The following is a 19375-nucleotide window of genomic DNA, read 5'->3' as shown; positions in this document are numbered from 1 at the left end:
CACATATGCTGGAAGTCGAGCAATTGAATCAATACTATGGCTCCTCGCACACCTTGCGCGGCATCAGTTTGTCGGCGCGCAAGGGCGAATGCCTGGCCTTGCTGGGCAGGAATGGCGTGGGCAAGACGACCTTGTTGAAATGCCTGATGGGCGTGCTGCCCGTGGCGCAGGGCACGGTGGTGTTCCAAGGGCGCGACATCACGCGATTGACGCCGCACGCGCGCGCCAAGCTGGGCATCGCTTACGTGCCGCAGGGGCGCGACATCTTTGCGCGCCTGACGGTCGAGGAAAACTTGCTGATGGGCATGGCGGTGAAGCGGGGCAAACAAGCGTCGCGCATCGATCCCCACGTGTATGAATTGTTTCCGGTGCTTAAAGAGATGCTGCAGCGGCGCGGCGGCGATTTGTCCGGCGGGCAACAGCAGCAACTGGCCATCGCCCGCGCCCTGCTGGCCGAGCCGCAATTAATCATCTTTGACGAGCCGACGGAGGGTATTCAGCCCTCCGTCATCAAGGATATCGGCAGGGTCATTTCCTTGCTGAAACAGCGCGGCGACATGGCCATCGTGCTATGCGAACAATATTTCGATTTTGCCCGCGAGCTGGCCGACGAATTCATCGTCCTGTCGCGCGGCAGCGTCGTCGCCAGCGGACTGGCTGCGCAGATGGATGGCGACGACGTGAAGCGGCACCTGGCCGTGTAGCTTAAACCAGCTGGAGCCAGCCCAGCACGGCGCCGGCCGCCAGCAGCCACAATAAATGGATCTTCGTGCGCCAGATGATGAGGCCAGCCACGATGGACAGGCTCCACAGGGGCCAGTCCATGCGGAGGTCATGGTTGGCGCCGCCCAAAATCATGCCCGTGGAAATCAGCAGGGCGACGACGATGGGCGCCATGCCTTGCTTGAAGGCGCGCACGGGGAGCAGGTCGCGGTTGCGGTAGCCCCACTGGGCCGCCACGTAGGTAAGGGTGGTGCTGGGCAGCATGATGCCCACCATCGTGATGAACACGCCCAGGTAGGCGGCCGTGTAGCTGCCCGCGTTCATGCCCACGTTCCAGCCCATCAGGGCGACGAACAGCACGTTCGGGCCGGGCGCGGCCTGGGCGATGGCGATCGATTCATTGAATTGCGCCTGCGTCAGCCAGCCGTGCTGCTCGACGAGGAAACGGTGCATTTCGGAGGTGGTGGAAATGGCGCCGCCGATCGACATCAGCGACAGCATCAGGTAGTGGCCGAACAGGTTCAGCCAGTCGCCCGTGCTCAACACCAGTTGCAGGGGCGGATTCATGCGGACAGCTTTCGATAGGTGAGCAGGCAGCCGATGCCGCCCAGGCCCAGCAGGATATACAGCAGGGGCCAGCGCAAGATCGCCACCATCAGCACGCCCAGCACGGTGATGGACAAGGTCAGCCACAGCGGCAGCGGATGCTTGGTCAGCGCGGTCGCCAGTTTCACGCCCGTGGCGGCGATCATGCCGGCCGACACGGCCGCCATGCCGCGCAAAGCGCCCGCCATCTGCGGATTGTCGCCAAAGCGCGTGTACAGCACACCCAGCACCAGCACGATGATGAGGGGCGCGGCCAGCATGCCGGCCAGCGCCGTCAGCGCGCCCTTCAAGCCGAAATAGCGCCCGCCCACCATCAGCGACAGGTTGACGACATTTGGCCCGGGCATGATTTGCGCCACGGCCCAGTCTTCCAGGAATTCCTCCTGCGTCAGCCAGCGCTTGCGCTCGACCATCTCGCGCTGGATCACGGCCAGCACGCCGCCAAAGCCTTGCAGGGCCAGCCAGGTGAACGAGAAGAACAGGTCGGCAAGCGAGGCGGGCTGTGGACGGGGCAGGTCGGGCGGAAGGGAGGACGGTGAGGGCATAGCTGATTATCGCCGTGGCCGTTCGCGCTTGTCCATCGCTTTCGGCAGCGCTTGTGCCTGCAAGAAAAAAACCGTGGCTCATGTTTCCCTGCCATTGACATCGAGAGTTTATCGGCAATACTTTTAGCGGCAACACGAGCACTGTCCCTTTCCGCGCTGTCGCGGTTCGCACCGCTACGCCGTCTCCCCCTCCGTCCCCTTCGCAGGAGTTGTCCATCATGCCTCATTCCACAGAAACGCTGCATATGCCTGCCATACCAGTGGTGCGCCATGTGCGCATCGACCAGAAGATGTGCGATATCGTCAATCTGGGCATCGCCGTGCAGGCCGCCTTCAGCACCTTGTGCGCGCTGGAATACCTGAAGTCATACAATGTCGCCCCCGAACTGATCGAGCGCGTACTGCTGCACCCGGAGCAGCGCCGCCAGAGCCTGCATTGAATATCCGCACGGCAACTGTGTTGCCGGCAGCGTTAGCCTGGTGTTGTCGCTTTGATCATTACGGCTCAGTTATGCACAAATGATGGGATAACGAAATTGACGAAATAATTTTCCTGTGATTATGTGTGAGTTTGTAAGTGTTTGATTTTAATGGATTTTATTTTTGCTGTTTGATTGGGCAGTTTATTGAAAGCCGCATGGGCTGTGGCTTTGAAGGCTGTCAATAGGCCCTTATCCACAAAGATATCCACAGTCCGTGTGGATATCTGAAAAAGCGCTTAACAATCCGCCACTTAGGAAATTGGCGCCGCTCGGCACACGCCATCGGCGGGAAAAAGGGGCCAAAATGGGGCATGCCGCAAGCCTGTATGCCTATCCAGTGTTCTTGTTTTTTATGACTGAAAGTAGCGGCCGATGCTCAGGGCGTGCCGCCGGCTGGCGCCGCTGGCGTGTCACCGCACTGGGCCAGGGCGGCGGCCAGCTCGGCGACCTGCTGCTGTGCTTCGCGCAAGGTGGCATAGGTGCGCAGCGAGGCGATCACGGTGGTGAACAACTTGCGCGTGGTGAGGTCGGTCTTGCACCAGAAATCGTTGATGTCGTAGTCGATGATGATGCGGTGCTCGAGCGCCTGGCCGGGCTGGCCCGTGCGCAGGATGATGCGCACGGCGCTGTTGTGCAATTCTTCGCGGACCTGGCGCGCCACTTGCAGGCCGGCATCCTGGGTTTCCATGATCACATCGAGCAGCACGACGGCGATATCGGGCGTGCCGCGCAGCAAAGCCAGCGCCTCGGCACCTGAATACGCGTGCAAAAAGCTCAGCCGGCGCCCCTGGAAGCTGGCCTGGCTGAGGGCGAACTTGGTGACCACATGCACGTCGACATCGTCATCGACGATCAGCACGCGCCATGGCGCCGCGGTGGCAGGCTCTGCCGTCGCGTCTGTCCGTCCCAGTGGCTCATCGACCAGCCAGTCCGGTTCGTCCGCCCCCTTGGCGGCGCTATCGCTATCCATGTTCATGCGTTTATCCACCGTTGATCGTGCTCGCCACTCCACACTATGCCAGTCTGCGGGGTTTGTCAAAACAATGCGGTTCAAGCAAGACGCCGTGTCGCCAGGAATGCTTATGCACAGAAAAATATATTTTCATGGGGGCAGAGCAAGTTTGCTCAAGCGCAAATTCATGATTGCAAGTCATTGATTTCATTGGGGTAAAAAATTGCCTGTGAAATCAGCAAATTGTTGAAACCCGCATCAATGCTGGTGTTGCGGCTTGTCAAGAGGGGCTTATCAACAACTTTATCCACAGTTGCTGTGGATATCTAAAAAAGCCGTGCAAAAACCGGAGCTTAGCGCCCGTCCGTGCGGCAGGGTGCAGGGCTTCAGGCAGCGAGGCCAAGCCCGCCCAGCTGGGCAAACGCATGCAGGAAGCGCTGCTTGGCTTCGGCCGGACCCATGGCTTCGATTATACCGGGCAAGGGGGCGATGCCGTCAAGGTAAGCCCAGCGCTCGGCCGAGTGCGGCATCAGGTCGCGCTTTTCTGTCGCCAGCGCGATCAGGTCGGCCTGCTTGATGGGCGCGTAATCGGAAAAGTCCAGGCCATAGGTGGCGGCGATGATGGCGCTGACCTTGTCTTCCAGCACGGCAAACTCCGGCAGCAGCACTTTCAAGGGCTTGACCATGTCGCCCAGGTAGGCTTCGGCCGCGTCGTGCAGCAGGGCGGCCAGGCGCAAATGGGGGGGCACAAGTTCGGCGACGATCAGGCTGTGCTGGGCGACCGAGTAAAACACTTGCGTCTGTCCATTGAAGCGGCACTGGTAAGCGAGGCCGTGGGCGATGTCCTCGATGGCGACCTTGTCGATATGCGGGCGCAAGGGATAAAAACGGTTGCCTGAATAAGTGGAAACGTAGTCGGTGGTAATCATTGCCATGGCATGGTGCTCGTAACGCTCAAGATGCTTCATCGTACACCCGATGGCATGGACTTGCCCCGGCCGTCGTGCGCAGGCAGCTTTCCGGATGAGCCTATGCATCTTGGCAAATCCTTTAATTTATTTCATATCATTCATTGATCTTTCTCAAATACACTGTAGAAATCTTGTTTGACTGAAACTTAAAGGGGACAGGGCAATGACGGCGACACCTTCGGCAAGACCTTCGTATATCTATCAGGGCGGTTCGGTGATGATGCATGCGCCGCTGCAATTGAAACAGTCGGAAATGTACGGCTATTTCGTCCGGGGCGACCTGGCGAAACTGCAAGCGACCGTGAATACCACCCTGAACCAGGTGGCGGGCAGCAAGATGACCCTGAAAGCCCTGTCGCCGTATGTGATGCTGACCTTTACGCGCGTCAACCATGCGGACTCCGCCAATCCCGTCGACCAGGCCAAGGGCTGGATCACGGAAGTCGACATCGTCACCTGGATCATGGTCGGCCAGATGGATGACGCGGGCAAGCTCGCGCATGTCTATTGGTACCCGTGCCATATTTTCGTCGATGACGCGATGGCCCTGATTAACGGGCGCGAACTGTTTGGCTATCCGAAATACCTGTGCGACTACGAAATTCCCGCCGCCGGCAGCGAGCCGCTGCGCTGCTCCGTGGCCGCCAAGGGCTTCCAGCATTTTTCGCCGGAAACAAAACTGGCGCTGCACCCGTTGCTGGAAGTCAACGCTACCGTGCAGACGGGGCCGCACAAACCCGTCAACAGTTTCCTGGAACTCATCGAGCAGGCGTTCCAGATTTTCCTCTCCATCCCGGATTTCTTCGACATGGACCAGGCCGGTTGGGCCGATATTCTGTCCTTGCTGCGCAACCCGCGCATCGACCAGATTTTCCTTAAACAATTCCCCGACAGCGCGGGCGTGAAAGCCGTGTACCAGGCCCTCGTGGCCGCGCCGGCCGAGATCAACCGCCTGCACAGCGCGCGCCTGCTCGGCTATGAATACGAATGTACCTTGCACGCGTTCGACAGCTTCCCGCTGGACCAGACCCTGGGATTGCAACTGGGGCCGCAGGCGGCGATTTTGCCGTTCAATGTGAACTTCGATTTCACGGCCATGCCGGGCGAGGAACTGGTCGACAATTCCCGCATCGCACCGGAAAAGATCGCCATCCTCGGCGGCGGCGTGGCGGCCATGACCACCGCGTATTATTTGACGAACCAGCCGGGCTGGCAAAACCGGCACGCCATCACCGTCTACCAGCTGGGCTGGCGCCTGGGCGGCAAGGGCGCCAGCGGGCGCAATGCGCAAGTGGGCCAGCGCATCGAGGAGCACGGCTTGCACATCTGGTTCGGCTTCTACGCGAACGCTTTCAAGATGATCAAGGAAGCGTATGCCAGCCTGGAGCGTCCGCCCGGTGCGCCGCTGGCCACCTGGCGCGACGCTTTCAAGCAACACGATTACGTGGCCTTGTCGGAAGACGTCAAGGGCAAGTGGCGCAACTGGTCCATCGTCTTTCCCACCTTGCCGGGCGAGCCGGGCGAGGGCGGCGAAGACGTCACCCTGTGGCAGATGGCCATCGCCATGGTGGGCTGGATCGAGCAGTGGATACGCCAGATCCGGCAAGTGGCGGACGCCGACGCGCGCATCGAGCGTGCCAGTGCCAGCGCCAGCGCCTCGCAGGGAGAGGGCGTGTGGCCGGGCTGGCTGCGCCGCCTGGCCGATGAAGTGGTGGGGCAGGCCGATGAACTGGGGCTGGACGTGGGCTTGTCCGTGGGCGCCCTGGCGGCCTTGGTGGCGGACCTGGCGCCCGACTCCACGCGCCACGACCAGGCGCGCCACCAGCTGCTGGCCAGCACCCTGAACGGCATTCGCGCGTGGCTGCGCCTGCGCTACCGTGCCCTGATCGATGGCGACGATGAATTGCGCCGCCTGTTCATTTGCCTGGACCTGGGCATCACGGTCATGAAGGGCATGTTCGAGGATGGCGTGTTCAAGCACGGCTTTGACGTCATCAACGACATCGATTTCCGCGCCTGGCTGAAAAAGCATGGCGGCGACGAGCAGTTCAGCGTCAACTCGGCGCCCGTGCGTGGCTTTTACGACCTGGTGTTTGCCTACGAGGGCGGCGATTTCTCCAAACCGAACATCGAGGCGGGGACGCTCTTGCGCTCGATGGCGCGCATCGGCCTGGCCTACAAGGGCGGCATCATGTTCAAGATGCAGGCCGGCATGGGCGACACGATTTTTACGCCGCTGTACCAAGTGCTCGCCAAGCGGGGCGTGGAATTCAAATTCTTCCAGCGCGTGGAAGAACTGGTGCCGGGCGCGGGCGACATAGCCAGCATCCGCATCACGCAGCAGGTGCAATTGAAGGACCCGGCCGCCGGCTACGCGCCGCTGGTGGACGTCAAGGGCCTGGCTTGCTGGCCCAGCGCGCCCGATTACGCGCAGATCGAACCGGCCCAGGCCGCGCTGCTGCAGGCGCAGGACGTCAACCTGGAATCGTACTGGAGCGGCTGGCCGCAGCAGTACCAGCAGGCGTTCGGCCGCGCGCTGCCCGCCACGGTGTTGAAGAAGGGCGTCGATTTCGACAAGGTGGTGTTCGGTATTTCCATCGGTTCGCTGCAAGCCCTGTGCCCGCAACTGCTGGCGCAAAGCCCGGCCCTGCAACTGGCGGCCGACAAGGTGAAAACCGTCGCCACGCAGGCCTATCAGGTGTGGCTCAACAAGAACCTGGCGCAGATGGGCTGGACCACGCAGCCCAAGGGCCAGCAGCCGGTGCTGTCGGCTTTTACTGAGCCGTACGACACCTGGGCGCCGATGGACCAGTTATTGGCGCACGAGGACTGGCCGGCGGGGCTGGAGCCAAAAAACGTCTCCTACTTTTGCAGCGCCTTCCCCGTCGACAGCTACCCGCCCGTCACCGACACGGATTTCCCCGCCCGCTGCGCGGCCAGGGCGAAACAGGGCGCGCTGCACCAACTGGAACGCGAAATTGGCGCGCTGTGGCCCGAGGCGGGCGCGCCGGGCGCGTTTCCGTGGCAATGGCTGGTCGACGCGAAGGAGGGGGCGGGGCCGGCCCGCTTCGACAGCCAGTACTGGCGCGCCAACGTCGACCCGTCCGAGCGTTACGTGATGTCGGTGGTGGGTAGCACGCAGTACCGGCTGGCCACCGACCAGTCGGGCTTTTCCAACCTGTTCCTGACGGGCGACTGGATCAGGACGGGCCTCAACGCGGGCTGCGTGGAAGCGGCCGTGATGGCCGGCATGCAGACGTCGCGCGCGATGACCGGGTATCCGGCCGTGATCCAGGGCGAGACGGATTTCAAGGCATGAAACGCCTGATGCTGGTGTGCCTGGTCCTGCTCCACCTGCACGCGGGCGCCGCGCCTGCCGGCGCACTATTCCTGTGGCCCGGCGCGCCGCCCGGTGGCGCGGCGCCGGGGCCGCAGCACGACAGCGCCAAAGGCTCCATCACGCAGGTGGAACAACCGTATCTGATCGCGCATCGCCCGGCGCAGCCGAACGGTATCGCCATGCTCGTGGTCAGCGGCGGCGGCTATGCGCATATCGAGGCGGGCAAGGAGAGCGGCCCCACGGCCAACTGGCTGCAGGCGCACGGCGTCACGGCGTTTGAACTCGTGTACCGCTTGCCGCAGGAGGGCGGTGGCGTCAGCGCGCCATTCCAGGATGGCCAGCGGGCCATGCGCGTGATCCGTGCGCGCGCGGCTGAATGGGGCATCGACCCGGCGCGCATCGGCATGCTGGGCTTTTCCGCCGGCGCGCACCTGGCCGGCATGACGGCCGTCCTGCGGGACGCGCCCCGCTATGCGCCCGTCGATGCGATTGATGGCATATCGGCGCGGCCCGATTTTGCCGTGCTGCTGTACCCCGTGCTGACCATGCAAGCGCCATTCGACACGACGCATGCGAAAAAGCAGCTGCTGGGCGCCCACCCCGCGCAGGCGGCCCGTGACGCCTTGTCGGTGGAATTGCACGTCGATGCGCGCACGCCGCCCACCTTCATCGCGCAGGCGCTCGACGACCGCGTGTCGCCGCCCGAAAACAGTACATTGATGGCGGCCGCCCTGCGCCGCGCGGGCGTGCCCGTCGAGCTGCACCAGTTCCAGAGCGGCGGCCATGGCTGGGGACTGGGCAAGCCGGGCAGCGAACCGGCCGCCTGGCCGCAACTGCTGTTGGCGTGGCTGCAAGCGCAGGGCTGGATGGCTCAGCCGGCGGGCTGAGCTTCCAGGTCGCGCCGCGCCGAATCGAGCGCTGCCTGCAGCTGCGGCAGGAACTGCTCCACGTTGTCGAGCTGGCCGTTCGACGCCAGGGTTTCCATCTGGTGGCACAGGCCGTGCAGGGTGGGGCGGCTCAGGTAGCCGGCGCTGCCCTTCAAGGCGTGGAAGGCGGCAGCGGCCGCGCTGGCGTTCCCATCGCGCACGGCGTGGCAGGCCAGGTCCAGGCGCCGCGGTGCTTCCGTCAGGAACGCTTGCGCGATGCGTTGCAAGTGCTGCGGCGACAGGCCTGCCAGCGGCACAATGTGCACGGGCGCCGTCATGGGATCGGCCGGCGCGGGCGGCTCGTCGTTGGCGTCGTCCAGGCCGAACTGGCGCGCCAGGGCGTCATCTTCGACGGGCGCTGCCCGCGGCAGCGCTTGGCCGCGCGCCAGCAGCAGGTCGATGAGGGCGTCGATTTTTTCGAACAGCAGCGCTTCGTCGACGGGTTTGCTGAGGAAATCGTCCATGCCGCAAGCGAGGTAGCGTTGCCGGTCATGTTCGCTGGCGTTGGCCGTCAGCGCGAGGATGGGGATGTGCGCGTCGGGAATGGGGAATTGCGCGTTGCCGCCGTCGCGGATCAGGCGCGCGGCCTGTTCGCCATCCATCAGCGGCATGCGGCCATCCATCAGCACGCAATCGTAGGGTTCCGTGCCCAGCGCGCGCAGCGCCTGTTCTCCGTTTTCCACGATGGTCACGGCATGCCCCATGCTTTCGAGCAGGGTGCCGATGATGATCTGGTTGGTGCGCACGTCTTCGGCGCACAGGATGCGCAGGCGGCAGGCGTGGCGCGCGTGGCGTGCCGGCCGGCGCGCGTCGGCCGCCGGCGCGCTGCCCGGCGTCAGCGGCAAGGTGAAATGGAAGCGCGAGCCGATGCCGATCCGGCTTTCCACGCCGATCGTGCCTTGCATCAGTTCGACCAGTTCCTTGCAGATGGCCAGGCCCAGGCCCGTGCCGCCGTAGCGGCGCGTGGTGGAGTGGTCGGCCTGTTCGAATTTCTGGAACAGGCGCGGCAAGGTGTCCGCGTCGATGCCGGGGCCCGTATCGCTGATGATGAATTCAATCTCGCTGCAGCCGTCGCGGCGCGGCGGCGTGCGGGCGCGCCGCACTTCCAGCAGCACTTCGCCATTTGCCGTGAATTTCAGCGCGTTCCCCAGCAGGTTGATGAGGATTTGCCGCAGGCGCGTGGGGTCGGCACGCACGTAGCGCGGCAGGTCCAGCGCCAGTTCGCGGCGCAGCAGCAGGCTCTTGGCGTCGGCCTGGCCCTGCACGATGCCGGCCGCGTCGCCGATCAGCGCCAGCAGGTCGAAGTCCACGGTTTCCAGGGTCAGCTTGCCCGCGTCGATCTTCGAGAAATCGAGGATGTCATTGAGAATGGTCAACAGCGATACGCCATTGTGCAGGCCGATGCGCAGGTACTCCTGCGTGCGGCCCTTGACTGACTGGTCGCGCAAGGCGAATTTCAGCATGCCGATCACGCCGGCCAGCGGCGTGCGGATGTCGTGGCTCATGGCGGACAGAAAATCGATGCGGTGGCGGCTGACCACTTCCGCGTGCTCCTTGGCCTTCAGCAGGGCGTCGTTGCTGAGGGTGAGCGCCAGGGTGCGTTCCTGCACGCGCTGTTCCAGGTTGTTGCGCAGCAATCGGATCTGGTCGGCCAGGGCAAATGCCAGCAGCAAGCCGTCGAGCGTGCCGCCCAGCAGTGTCACCAGCTGGGCGTTGGCCACCATGGCCGGCATCAGGCCCAGGTTGGCCGGCAGGATCAGAAAGCCTGGCAGCATCAGGGCGACGAAGGCCAGCACGAAGAAGCGCGCCGGCTGGTAGCCGCGGCGCCAGACGACGATGCCGCAGACGAGCGCCAGCAGCATCCAGATGCTGATGACGATGGTGGCCAGGGTGTGCGCATACGACAGGGCGAAGAAGCAGCTGGGTAGCAGCAGCAGGGGCAGCGCCAGGTTGACCTGGCTGATGCGGTACAGCCGGGGCGAATAGTCGCGCAGGCGCAGGAAGTGCATGTAGAACAGGGTGCTGAAGACGGGCAGCAGGAAAAACGGCACGTAATGCAGCTGCAGCAGATGCCAGTCGAACAGGTCGGCAAAGACGTGGAAAGTCATGGCCCAGGCCAGGCCATAGGTCAGCACGTACAGCGCGTAATAGGCCGAGGCTTTTTCCAGGGTGATGGAAAAGATGAAGAAATTGAACAGGCCCAGCGCCAGCAGGGCGCCGATGGAAGCGACCATCAGGAAGTTTTCCTTGCCTACCAGCTTGCGGTAGTCTTGCTGCGTCTTCACGCCGAACAGGGGCGCGCGCGCGTAATACGGGCTGGAAAAGCGGATCAGGATGTCATACGTGGCGCCTGGCGCCAGTTGTACGTTCCTGCCGTAGTGCAACAAATATTCGTGCGGACGCTGGTAGCCCGTCAGCAAGGTTTGCGGCGCCGCGTGCGGCCCGGGGCCGTACACGTGCAGGTCGACCAGGTCGATCAGGGTGTCGTTCGGGTCAATGACCCAGGCCGTTTCGCTGCTGTCGTTGCGCACCTGCGCATGCAGCCAGTAGGCGCCGCCGAACAGGTCGACTTGTGCGGCTGGACGCTGGCGTGCCAGCCAGGCGGGCAGGGCGGCCGCATCGGCAGGCGCGGCCTCATTTCCGGCGAGAAATAGTTGCCCGCCCTTGCCCAGGTGCTGGATGCCTTGCGTGCTCAGGGGCAAGGGCGCCGCCTGCGCCGCGCCCGCCAGCCCCAGCAGGCCAAACAGCAGACTGAGCAGGAGCGGCCAGCCGCATAGCCAGGCGCAGACGCGGGAGCTGGAAGCGCGGTGGCGGGAAGGGGGCGGGTGGGCTGGCATCGATGGGTTGGGTGATGGTCGCGCGGGAACCGGCGGCAACGCCGTTTGCTGTGGAGTGCCCATTTTAATCGACTCTCGGTGACATACGGCAATTTCATGTCCTGCAGGCATGGCGCCCGCTCCGGTATCATGGCGCCTTTGCCCGCGAGATCTTCATGCTCAGTCCCGACCAGTTCCTGGCCTTCCTGGCCGCCGCCGTCCTCATTACCGCCAGTCCCGGCCCCGACAACCTGATGGTGCTGGGCGTGGGCATGTCGCGCGGGCGCCGCCAGGGCATGGCGTTCGGCCTGGGCTGCGCCCTTGGCTGCCTCACGCACACCGTGCTGGCGACCATCGGCGTGTCCGCCCTGCTGGCCGCCTCGCCCACCGCATTTACCGCGCTGAAAGTGGCTGGCGGGCTATATCTGGTGTGGCTGGGCATCGGCGCCTTGCGCAGCCGTGGCGGCGCCAGAGTCGATGGCGCGGCCGCCTTGCCGGACGAGTCCTTGCTGCGCCTGTTCGGCAAGGGCTTGTTTGCCAACAGTATCAATCCGAAAGTCGTGCTGTTTTTTCTCTCGTTCCTGCCGCAGTTCATCGTCGCGGGCCAGGGCAATGCCAGCTGGCAGACGGCGCAACTGGGCCTGGTCTTCACGGCGCAGGCTTGCGTGCTGTTCGGCCTGCTCGGCTATTTTTCCGGCGCCGTCGGCCTGTGGCTCAACCGCCGCCCGCGCGCCGGCCTGTGGCTGGACCGGGTGGCCGGCACCATTTTCATCGGCCTGGGCTTGCGCCTGATCCTGGCGCGCTGACCTCCTGCCGGGCGGTGATGCGAAATGCCAGTTCCATCTGATCCTGCACGGCCATGGCGCCGCCCAGGACGGCAAACGGCACGATGCCGAAGTCGCTCTGTTTCAGCAGCAGGCTGCCGCTGGCCTGCAGGCGGCGTCCATCGGCCGCTTGCTCGATCCGCACCGGCAGCTGCACCGTGCGCGTCACGCCATGCAGGGTGATGTCGGCGTCAAACACCTCCTTGTCGCCCGTGCGGCGCGCGTCGATGCTCACCCACGGATAGCGTTCCGCCTCGAGCACGCGCACCAGCATGTTGTGGCGCGTGCCAGCGATGGCGTCGGCCGACGGCGTCGTCGTCAGGCCGGCGGCCTGGCGCAGGCTTGCTTCATCCACACGCAGCTCGTCGAGCCGGAAGCGGAACTGCGCACGTCCCAGCGCGGGCGCCACCACGCCTTGCAGGCTGCGGCTGGCCACCACGTGGTCATGCCCGAGCCGCGCCAGCGCGCCGCCGCGGCGCACGGTGATGGTCAGCAGGGATTCTTCGGGCGCGATGTGCAGCAGGTGCACGCCTTGCCGCTGCCACGCTGGCGCGGGGATGGTGGCAGGAGCGGCCGGTGCAGGAGTTGGTGTGTGCGGCAAGGGCGTGCAAGCGGCCAGCACGGCGCAGGCAAGCAGAAAAACGGTGCGAAGGTTCTGGCTGAACATGGGGCAGACGGGGCAAGGGCGATGGGGGAATAGTACGCGATCCGCACGGCGGCGCGCGTGCAATGTTAGAGCTGCGTCATAAGGCGGTCATATGGCGCTGTTATGATGCTTTTGTTGGCACACAGCATGCGGTGCGCAAATCACTACGTTCCGGGAGCGATAGGATGCAGGCATGACTCAACAGCTTAGCCGGTGAGCTCAACCATCGGCACCAGACAGGCTGGCGCGGCAGGAAATATTGCCACGCGGGCAAGCAAAGCGGGGAAAAACAGGAAACGGCCAGCGATTTAATGAAGTCCTAAGCCTGCCCGAGGGAAGGACTGGCATAGTGGATACATGGCGCACGGAAACCCCGGGCGCAAGGTTGCCGGACACCTCAATGACCGGCACGATTTCCACTTTTTCATGTGTTTTCCGTTTTATCCCTGCGCTCTGAAACAGCGTTTCAACCGGCTACCGCACTTTGCGAAGCCGGTTTTTTTTGCCCGGATTTTCGTACTGGGCTGGAAAATGCCCGGCGGCGCCGTCCTGCGGCGCCGGGCGCGGGCGCTTAGCCCGTTTGCTTGGCCAGCCACGCATCGACGGCCGGCAGGCGCTCGGCGCGCACCTTGATGCGGTACTTGATGCCGGCCACGGAACTGTCGGCGTCGCCGCGCGCGCTGGCCGGCAGGTTGGCCTGCGCATATGCTTCCAGCTTGGCGATCATGTCCGGCTGCGCCGAACCGGCCGCCAGGCGCGGGAAGTAGCGGCTGCGCGAACTGGCGTCGACGCGCGCATTGACTTGCTCCAGGTGCGCCAGCGCGAAGTCGAAGGCCAGTTCCGGATGCCTGCGCGACACGCGCGAGATCATGGCCGGGCTGTTGGTCACGCCTGGTTCATCTGTCAGCGCCAGCGCCAGCGCGCGCTGCGCCAGGGCGGCATCGTCGGTCGACGCCAGCAGGTCGTACAGCTGGTTCTTGACCAGCGGCGTCTTTTCCTGCTGCGCCTTGGCGTGCAGCTGCTCCCAGGTGGCGGCATCCGCATGCTGGGCCACGACGCCCAGGATGGTGCGGCGCAGCGGCGCGGGCATGGCGGAGGGATCCTGTTCGCTGGCCGCGTAGCGGCGGCGCGCTTCCGCGATCACGCCCGGTTCGCCCATGTCGCCAAGGATGGCAATCAGGCGCCCGCGCAGGGTCGCCACGCTGGACGCTTCGCCGGCACGCGCTTCCCAGCCCGTCTGCGCCATCATCGGTGCCAGGCGGGCCATGGCGAAGCGGCCAAAAGCCTGCTGGCGCGCAGGGTCGCCCGCGTACTGCTCATACAGGCCGTTCAGCGATGCGGCCACCCGGCCCAGCACTTGCGGGTCGGCCGACAGCGGCGTGGCCTTCACCAGTTCCAGGAAGCCGGCCGGGTCCTGCAAGCCCGCCATGCCCAGCGACTGGCTGTCCGCCAGCAAGCCCAGTTGGTCGATCGGCGCCAGGCGCGCGAAGCTGCCCGCCAGCGCGCGCGTGCCGGTGGGCGCATACAGGGTGCGGTAGTAGCCGCTCTGGCCCGCGTTCACCAGCAAGGCGCCGCAACCGGGCACGTTCAGGGTCGCTTTGCCATCCTTGAGCACCACCTTGGCCAGCTTGCCGTTGCCGACCGTCGAGGCGATCACCGGCACTTTCCACGACAGCGGCTTCTTGTCCGGCTGGTCCTTGGAAAACTCCGTCTGCGTCAAGGTCACGCGCGTATTGCCCTTGCTGCATACGGCGTCGCTCACGGTGATCATCGGCACGCCCGGCTGCAGGGTGAAATCATGGGCGATGGCGCTGACGGGCTTGCCGGCGGCCGCATCGACTTCGCGCCACAGGTCGTCCGACACCGTATTGCCATACGCATGCTTGCGCATGTAGTTGCGCACGGCCGTGCGCCACGTGTCGGCGCCGACATACGCTTCGAGCATGCGGATCACCGCTTCGCCTTTTTGATAGGTGATGCCGTCGAAGGCCTGGCTGGCCTGTTCCACGGTGGCGATGCGCTGCACCACCGGGTGCGTGGTGCGCAGCGCATCCTGGCTCATGGCCGATTCGCGCCCGCCGACGTTGGACAGGGCCGTGTTCCACTCGGGGTGCAGACGCTCCGTCGTGCGGCTTTCCATCCACGACGCAAAGCCTTCGTTGAGCCACAGGTCGTCCCACCAGCGCATGGTGACCAGGTCGCCGAACCACTGGTGCGCCATTTCATGCGACAGGGTGGTGTAGATGTTTTCCTTGTCGGTCTGCGTCGAGATGGTCGGGTCGAGCAGCAGGCCGTATTCGAAGGTGAAGACGGCGCCCCAGTTTTCCATGGCGCCGAAGAACTGGCTGCGGCCCGGCGCGGCGATGTTGTCGAGCTTGGGCAGCGGGTAGCGCACGCCGAAATAATCGTTGTATTCGCGCAGCAGGGCGGCTGATTCGTCGAGCGCGAAGCGGCTTTGCGCCAGCGCGCCCTTCTTCGTGATGACGCCTATTTCCGTGCCGTCGCTCATGGCCGTGGCGCGCTCGAAGTCGCCCAGGCCGAAGAACAGCAGATACGTCGACATGCGCGGCGTGGTGGCGAAGCGCACGTGCTTGGTGCCATTGCCCAGGTCTTCGCTGCTGGCGACCGGCATGTTGCCGACGGCCATCTGGCTGCTCGGGACGATCACGTCCAGCGCGAAGGTGGCCTTGTAGTCCGGTTCATCCCACGACGGCAGCATGCTGCGCGCGTCCGAATTTTCGAACTGCGTGTACAGCGCGCGCTGGCGTCCTTGCGGCGTATCGTAGTCGAGCGAGAACAGGCCCGTGGCCTGCGTGCCGATCTTGCCGCTGTAGTCGATGCGCAACAGGTACTCGCCCTTGGCCAGCGGCTGGGCGAAATGCACGGTGGCCGTCTGCTTGTCCGCATCGATATCGATCTTGCGCATCACCTGCTTGCTGCCGCCCGCGCCTTCGATGGCGGCGCCGGAAAACGCCAGGTTCAGGGCATTGAAGGTGATGCTGCTGGTCGGCGCGTCGACGGCGACCTTGATGGCGGCTGCGCCCTTGAAGGTCGAGGCGGCGGCATCCGGCGTGATCGACAGCGCATAGTGCAAGGGCGTGACGCCGCGCGGCAGCTGCGTGGTGGTGCCGAGGGCGTGGCTGGCCGAGGCGTATTTGGCGGCGGGGGCGGCGTGGCCCGTGGTAAAGGCGGTAACGGCGGTCAGTGCCAGGACGGCGGCGGCCAGTTGGCTGCGGCGGAAACGCGGAGTCGGTGTGCGATGCATGGTATGCCCTTCGTTCATGGGTAAAACGCCCGCCAGCCAGGTAGGCCGCGAGCGTGGATGGCGGTAGCGGGACATCGCTGAACTGACAGCCAGCGTTCCCGTACAGCAATCTAAGTGGAAACGGGGGCAAAGTCAACGCGCCAGGGATGCCGCACCATGGCGGTGCGCTGGTATGATGGGCGCCTGGCTGCATTGCCACAGGCTGGTGCCGCAGCCGATAGTCCAACACCATAACGAGACGAGACCCAAGCACATGAAACTGACCATCAGCCCCCGCACGCCCAATCCGCGCCGCGTCACCATGTTCATCGCCGAGAAGGGCATCACCGGCATCGAGGAAGTGGCGCTCGACCTGATGGCGGGCCAGCACCGCGATCCCGCCTTCCTGGCGAAAAACCCGCTGGGCCGCGTGCCCGTGCTGGAACTGGACGATGGGCGCGTGCTGACCGAGACGCGCGCCATCTGCACTTACCTGGAAGGCTTGCAGCCGCAGCCGAATCTGATGGGCGAAGGCTTCGAGGAGCGCGCGTTTATCGAGATGGCCGACCGCCGCGTGGAGCTGCATTTGTTCAGCGCCGCCGCCAACTGGGTGCGCCACGGCCATCCGGCCCTGGTGGCGCTGGAAAACCCGCAGTTTCCCGATTTCGCCACGGCGCAAGCGGGCAAGCTGCGCGAGACGGCGCAATGGCTGGACCAGGTGCTGGCGCAACAGCCGTACATCGCCGGCGAGCGTTTCACGATTGCCGACATCACGGCCTTCTGCGCGCTGGAATTCGCGCGCGGCCTGATGAAGTACCGGCCCGGCGCGGAAGGCTTGCAGAACTTGCAGGCCTACCGCGACCGCATCGCGGAACGCCCCAGCGCGCAGGCGAAGTAAGGATATTTTGGCACCGGCCCAAGTCAACAATGTTTGTCGGGTTACGCCCGGTGGGCTAACCCGACCTACGGCTTTGACGGCCGATATGCCGGGTAGGTCGGATTAGAGCGTGAGCGCGTAATCCGACACCACCACGGACGCAAGCCAACAATGTTGTCGGCTTACGCCCTTTGGGCTAACCCGACCTACGGCTTTGACGGCCGATATGCCGGGCAGGTCGGATTAGCGGGGCCGCCGAGGCGCGTGAGCGCGTAATCCGACACCACCACTTTACTTCAGCTGCTCCAGCAGGAAGGTGTAGGTCAGCGCCCACATCAGTGCCTGCTGGTCGTTGTTGGCCGCGCCCGCATGGCCGCCTTCCGTGTTTTCCCAGTACAGCACGTCGTGGCCTTGCTCTTCCATCTTCGCCACCATCTTGCGCGCATGGCCGGGGTGGACCCGGTCGTCACGCGTCGAGGTGGTAAACAGCACGCGCGGATATTTCTTGTCCTTGAAGACGTTCTGGTACGGCGAGTACTTGCTGATGTAGGCCCATTGCTCCGCCACGTCCGGGTCGCCGTATTCTCCCATCCACGAGGCGCCCGCCAGCATCTTGTTATAGCGGCGCATGTCAAGCAGCGGCACCTGGCTGACGACGGCGTTGAACAGGTCGGGACGCTGCACCAGCACGGCGCCCGTCAGCAGGCCGCCATTGCTGCCGCCCATGATGCCCAGGTGGCGAGGGCTGGTGACCTTGCGCTTGATCAGATCCTGCGCCACCGAGATGAAATCGTCATACGCGCGCTGGCGGTTTTCCTTCAATGCTGCCTGGTGCCAGCGGGGACCGAACTCGCCGCCGCCGCGGATATTCGCCAGCACGTACACGCCGCCTTTTTCCAGCCACGCCACGCCCGTGGTGCCGCTGTAGCTCGGTTTCAGCGACACTTCGAAGCCGCCATAGCCATACAGCACGGTGGGGTTGCTGCCATCGAACTTGGTCTTCTTGCCCATGATGGCGAAATACGGCACCTTCGTGCCATCCTTCGACGTCGATTCGAACTGCTCCACCTTGTATGGCGCCGCGTCGTAGTAGGCGGGCAGCGACTTGATTTTCGTGCGCTTGTCGCTTTGCGCCGTGGCCAGGTAGAGGGTGGTCGGGTTGAGGAAGTCGGTCACCGTCAGGAAGTACTGGTCCGATTCGACCGGGTCGAGCGCGCTGACGGCCAGGGTGCCCAGCTTCGGCGCATCGACGGCGCGGCGCTGCCACTTGCCGTTCACGTGGCGCAGTTCCGTCAGGCGGTTTTTCACTTTGTCCAGGGTGGTCACGAGGATGGCCGACTTGGTCGCCGTGACATTGTCCAGCGACGACGTGGCCGTGGGCGCGTACAGCACTTCCAGTTCCTGCTTGCCTTGCATGAAGGCCTTGAAATCCGTGGCCAGCAAGGAGCCTTGCACATAGGTCTTGCCATTGACCTTCCAGTCCGAGCGCAGGGTGATGACCAGCTGGTCGCGCACGGTGAAGGCCGTGGAGTCGTCCGGTTTCGGCACTTTTCTCAATTCGGCGCCGTCGCGCAGGAACATTTCGCCGCTGTAGAAATCGATTTGCCGCTCGATGAACTGGTGTTCGTGGCCGGGCGTGAAATCCTTGTAGGCGCCGGCGCTCAGGTCGTCGGGCTTGGCTTCATACAGCGTTTGCGCCTGCGCCAGCGGCGTGCCGCGCTGCCACTGCTTGATGATGCGCGGGTAGCCGGAGCTGGTCATCGAGCCGGGGCCGAAATCGGTGGAGACGAACAGGGTATCCTGGTCAATCCAGCTGGCGCTGCCCTTCGCTTCGGGCAGGGTGAAGCCGCCGTCGACAAAGGCGCGCTTGGCCACGTCGTATTCGCGCACCACCTTGGCGTCGCCGCCGCCGCGCGACAGGGAAATGAGGCAGCGTTCGCCTTTCGGATACAGGCAGGAGGCGCCGCCCCAGACCCAGTTTTCACTCTCGCCGGCGGCCAGCTGGTCGAGGTCGATCACGGTTTCCCAGGCGGGTTCGGCCAGCTGGTACTGCGCCAGCGTGGTGCGGCGCCAGATGCCGCGCACGTGCTGGGCATCGCGCCAGAAGTTGTAGTAAAACTCGCCTTCCTTGCTGACGTAGGGAATGCGTTCCTTCGAGTTGAGGATGGTTTTCAGGCGCGCCTGCAGGGCCGGGAAGCCGGGCTGGGCCTCCAGCTCTTTGGTGGCGACGGCGTTGTGCTGCCTGACCCAGGCCAGCGGCTTGTCGCCGAGGACTTCTTCCAGCCACAAATGGGGATCGGCCGGAGCAGCGGCGGCGGCGGGGGAAGGAGCTTGCGCATGGGCAATGCCCGCTGCGGCCAGGCCGAGCAGCATGCTGCCGGCGAGAGTGCGATATGACGACATAGAGGGTTCCTGGTTGGTCC

14 protein-coding genes are annotated in these 19375 nt (G+C 64.4%); 6 read left to right on the top strand and 8 right to left on the bottom strand.

Going from position 1 to position 19375, the window contains the following annotated elements; genetic code table 11:
• Positions 1 to 5 precede the first annotated feature (5 nt).
• On the top strand, positions 6 to 704 hold the full coding sequence (gene urtE / locus KO539_RS01005) for an urea ABC transporter ATP-binding subunit UrtE (RefSeq protein ID WP_219306950.1): 699 nt from the start codon (positions 6 to 8) through the stop codon (positions 702 to 704).
• 1 nt (position 705) lies between these two features.
• Here the strand turns inward: urtE and KO539_RS01000 are convergent, their stop codons facing one another.
• Together KO539_RS01000 and KO539_RS00995 are read right to left on the bottom strand one after the other, a co-directional pair.
• Positions 706 to 1290, bottom strand: coding sequence for a chromate transporter (locus KO539_RS01000; protein WP_219306949.1), 585 nt, complete (start codon positions 1288 to 1290; stop codon positions 706 to 708).
• Positions 1287 to 1874, bottom strand: coding sequence for a chromate transporter (locus KO539_RS00995; protein WP_219306948.1), 588 nt, complete (start codon positions 1872 to 1874; stop codon positions 1287 to 1289). The genes KO539_RS01000 and KO539_RS00995 overlap by 4 nt, the downstream gene beginning before the upstream one ends.
• A 245-nt stretch (positions 1875 to 2119) precedes the next feature.
• Here KO539_RS00995 and KO539_RS00990 point away from each other — a divergent pair, with 245 nt between their 5' ends.
• The gene (locus tag KO539_RS00990) at positions 2120 to 2314 is read left to right on the top strand and encodes a hypothetical protein (protein ID WP_255206156.1); all 195 of its coding nucleotides are present in this window, start codon (positions 2120 to 2122) and stop codon (positions 2312 to 2314) included.
• 418 nt (positions 2315 to 2732) lie between these two features.
• Here KO539_RS00990 and KO539_RS00985 read toward each other — a convergent pair whose 3' ends face one another.
• Positions 2733 to 3332: a response regulator gene (locus KO539_RS00985; RefSeq protein WP_225241816.1), complete on the bottom strand. Its 600-nt coding sequence runs from the start codon at positions 3330 to 3332 to the stop codon at positions 2733 to 2735.
• A gap of 362 nt (positions 3333 to 3694) precedes the next feature.
• On the bottom strand, positions 3695 to 4243 hold the full coding sequence (locus KO539_RS00980) for a phosphohydrolase (RefSeq protein ID WP_099400530.1): 549 nt from the start codon (positions 4241 to 4243) through the stop codon (positions 3695 to 3697).
• A gap of 199 nt (positions 4244 to 4442) precedes the next feature.
• On the opposite strand from KO539_RS00980, the gene KO539_RS00975 reads away from it, so the two are divergent.
• Positions 4443 to 7598 (top strand): NAD(P)-binding protein, encoded by a 3156-nt coding sequence (locus KO539_RS00975; protein ID WP_257626073.1) that lies wholly within the window; start codon positions 4443 to 4445, stop codon positions 7596 to 7598.
• Positions 7595 to 8506 (top strand): alpha/beta hydrolase, encoded by a 912-nt coding sequence (locus KO539_RS00970; RefSeq protein ID WP_219306947.1) that lies wholly within the window; start codon positions 7595 to 7597, stop codon positions 8504 to 8506. Before KO539_RS00975 ends, KO539_RS00970 begins: the two co-directional genes overlap by 4 nt.
• On the opposite strand, the gene KO539_RS00965 is transcribed toward KO539_RS00970, so the two are convergent.
• On the bottom strand, positions 8491 to 11382 hold the full coding sequence (locus KO539_RS00965; RefSeq protein WP_257626072.1) for a hybrid sensor histidine kinase/response regulator: 2892 nt from the start codon (positions 11380 to 11382) through the stop codon (positions 8491 to 8493). The genes KO539_RS00970 and KO539_RS00965 overlap by 16 nt on opposite strands.
• A gap of 155 nt (positions 11383 to 11537) precedes the next feature.
• On the opposite strand from KO539_RS00965, the gene KO539_RS00960 reads away from it, so the two are divergent.
• Positions 11538 to 12167, top strand: a complete 630-nt coding sequence (locus KO539_RS00960) for a LysE family translocator (RefSeq protein WP_034754929.1) — start codon at positions 11538 to 11540, stop codon at positions 12165 to 12167.
• On the opposite strand, the gene KO539_RS00955 is transcribed toward KO539_RS00960, so the two are convergent.
• Both KO539_RS00955 and KO539_RS00950 read right to left on the bottom strand, forming a co-directional pair.
• A complete protein-coding gene (locus KO539_RS00955; protein WP_257626071.1) occupies positions 12130 to 12852 on the bottom strand; it encodes a YceI family protein in 723 nt (240 codons plus the stop codon). The two genes, KO539_RS00960 and KO539_RS00955, sit on opposite strands and share 38 nt — an antisense overlap.
• 550 nt (positions 12853 to 13402) lie before the next feature.
• Positions 13403 to 16096, bottom strand: a complete 2694-nt coding sequence (locus tag KO539_RS00950; protein ID WP_219306946.1) for a M1 family metallopeptidase — start codon at positions 16094 to 16096, stop codon at positions 13403 to 13405.
• A 253-nt stretch (positions 16097 to 16349) separates the two neighbouring features.
• On the opposite strand from KO539_RS00950, the gene KO539_RS00945 reads away from it, so the two are divergent.
• The gene (locus tag KO539_RS00945) at positions 16350 to 16973 is read left to right on the top strand and encodes a glutathione S-transferase family protein (protein ID WP_035827701.1); all 624 of its coding nucleotides are present in this window, start codon (positions 16350 to 16352) and stop codon (positions 16971 to 16973) included.
• Between the two features lie 270 nt (positions 16974 to 17243).
• Here KO539_RS00945 and KO539_RS00940 read toward each other — a convergent pair whose 3' ends face one another.
• The gene (locus KO539_RS00940; protein ID WP_257626070.1) at positions 17244 to 19355 is read right to left on the bottom strand and encodes a prolyl oligopeptidase family protein; all 2112 of its coding nucleotides are present in this window, start codon (positions 19353 to 19355) and stop codon (positions 17244 to 17246) included.
• Positions 19356 to 19375 lie beyond the last annotated feature (20 nt).

Source organism: Janthinobacterium sp. NKUCC06_STL, assembly GCF_019345455.1.
Classification (GTDB): domain Bacteria; phylum Pseudomonadota; class Gammaproteobacteria; order Burkholderiales; family Burkholderiaceae_D; genus Janthinobacterium; species Janthinobacterium rivuli.
Note: the sequence above shows the minus strand (reverse complement) of the source record. Positions and strands in the feature narration are given on the sequence as shown.

Excerpts from the sequence above, each read along its gene's own strand:
- KO539_RS00945 (WP_035827701.1), top strand. The coding sequence starts at position 16,350 with ATGAAACTGACCATCAGCCCCCGCACGCCCAATCCGCGCCGCGTCACC.
- KO539_RS00960 (WP_034754929.1), top strand. The coding sequence starts at position 11,538 with ATGCTCAGTCCCGACCAGTTCCTGGCCTTCCTGGCCGCCGCCGTCCTC.
- KO539_RS00950 (WP_219306946.1), bottom strand. The coding sequence starts at position 16,096 with ATGCATCGCACACCGACTCCGCGTTTCCGCCGCAGCCAACTGGCCGCC.
- KO539_RS00970 (WP_219306947.1), top strand. The coding sequence starts at position 7,595 with ATGAAACGCCTGATGCTGGTGTGCCTGGTCCTGCTCCACCTGCACGCG.
- KO539_RS00985 (WP_225241816.1), bottom strand. The coding sequence starts at position 3,332 with ATGAACATGGATAGCGATAGCGCCGCCAAGGGGGCGGACGAACCGGAC.
- KO539_RS00980 (WP_099400530.1), bottom strand. The coding sequence starts at position 4,243 with ATGGCAATGATTACCACCGACTACGTTTCCACTTATTCAGGCAACCGT.
- urtE (WP_219306950.1), top strand. The coding sequence starts at position 6 with ATGCTGGAAGTCGAGCAATTGAATCAATACTATGGCTCCTCGCACACC.
- KO539_RS00955 (WP_257626071.1), bottom strand. The coding sequence starts at position 12,852 with ATGTTCAGCCAGAACCTTCGCACCGTTTTTCTGCTTGCCTGCGCCGTG.
- KO539_RS00975 (WP_257626073.1), top strand. The coding sequence starts at position 4,443 with ATGACGGCGACACCTTCGGCAAGACCTTCGTATATCTATCAGGGCGGT.
- KO539_RS00940 (WP_257626070.1), bottom strand. The coding sequence starts at position 19,355 with ATGTCGTCATATCGCACTCTCGCCGGCAGCATGCTGCTCGGCCTGGCC.
- KO539_RS00995 (WP_219306948.1), bottom strand. The coding sequence starts at position 1,874 with ATGCCCTCACCGTCCTCCCTTCCGCCCGACCTGCCCCGTCCACAGCCC.
- KO539_RS00965 (WP_257626072.1), bottom strand. The coding sequence starts at position 11,382 with ATGCCAGCCCACCCGCCCCCTTCCCGCCACCGCGCTTCCAGCTCCCGC.
- KO539_RS00990 (WP_255206156.1), top strand. The coding sequence starts at position 2,120 with ATGCCTGCCATACCAGTGGTGCGCCATGTGCGCATCGACCAGAAGATG.
- KO539_RS01000 (WP_219306949.1), bottom strand. The coding sequence starts at position 1,290 with ATGAATCCGCCCCTGCAACTGGTGTTGAGCACGGGCGACTGGCTGAAC.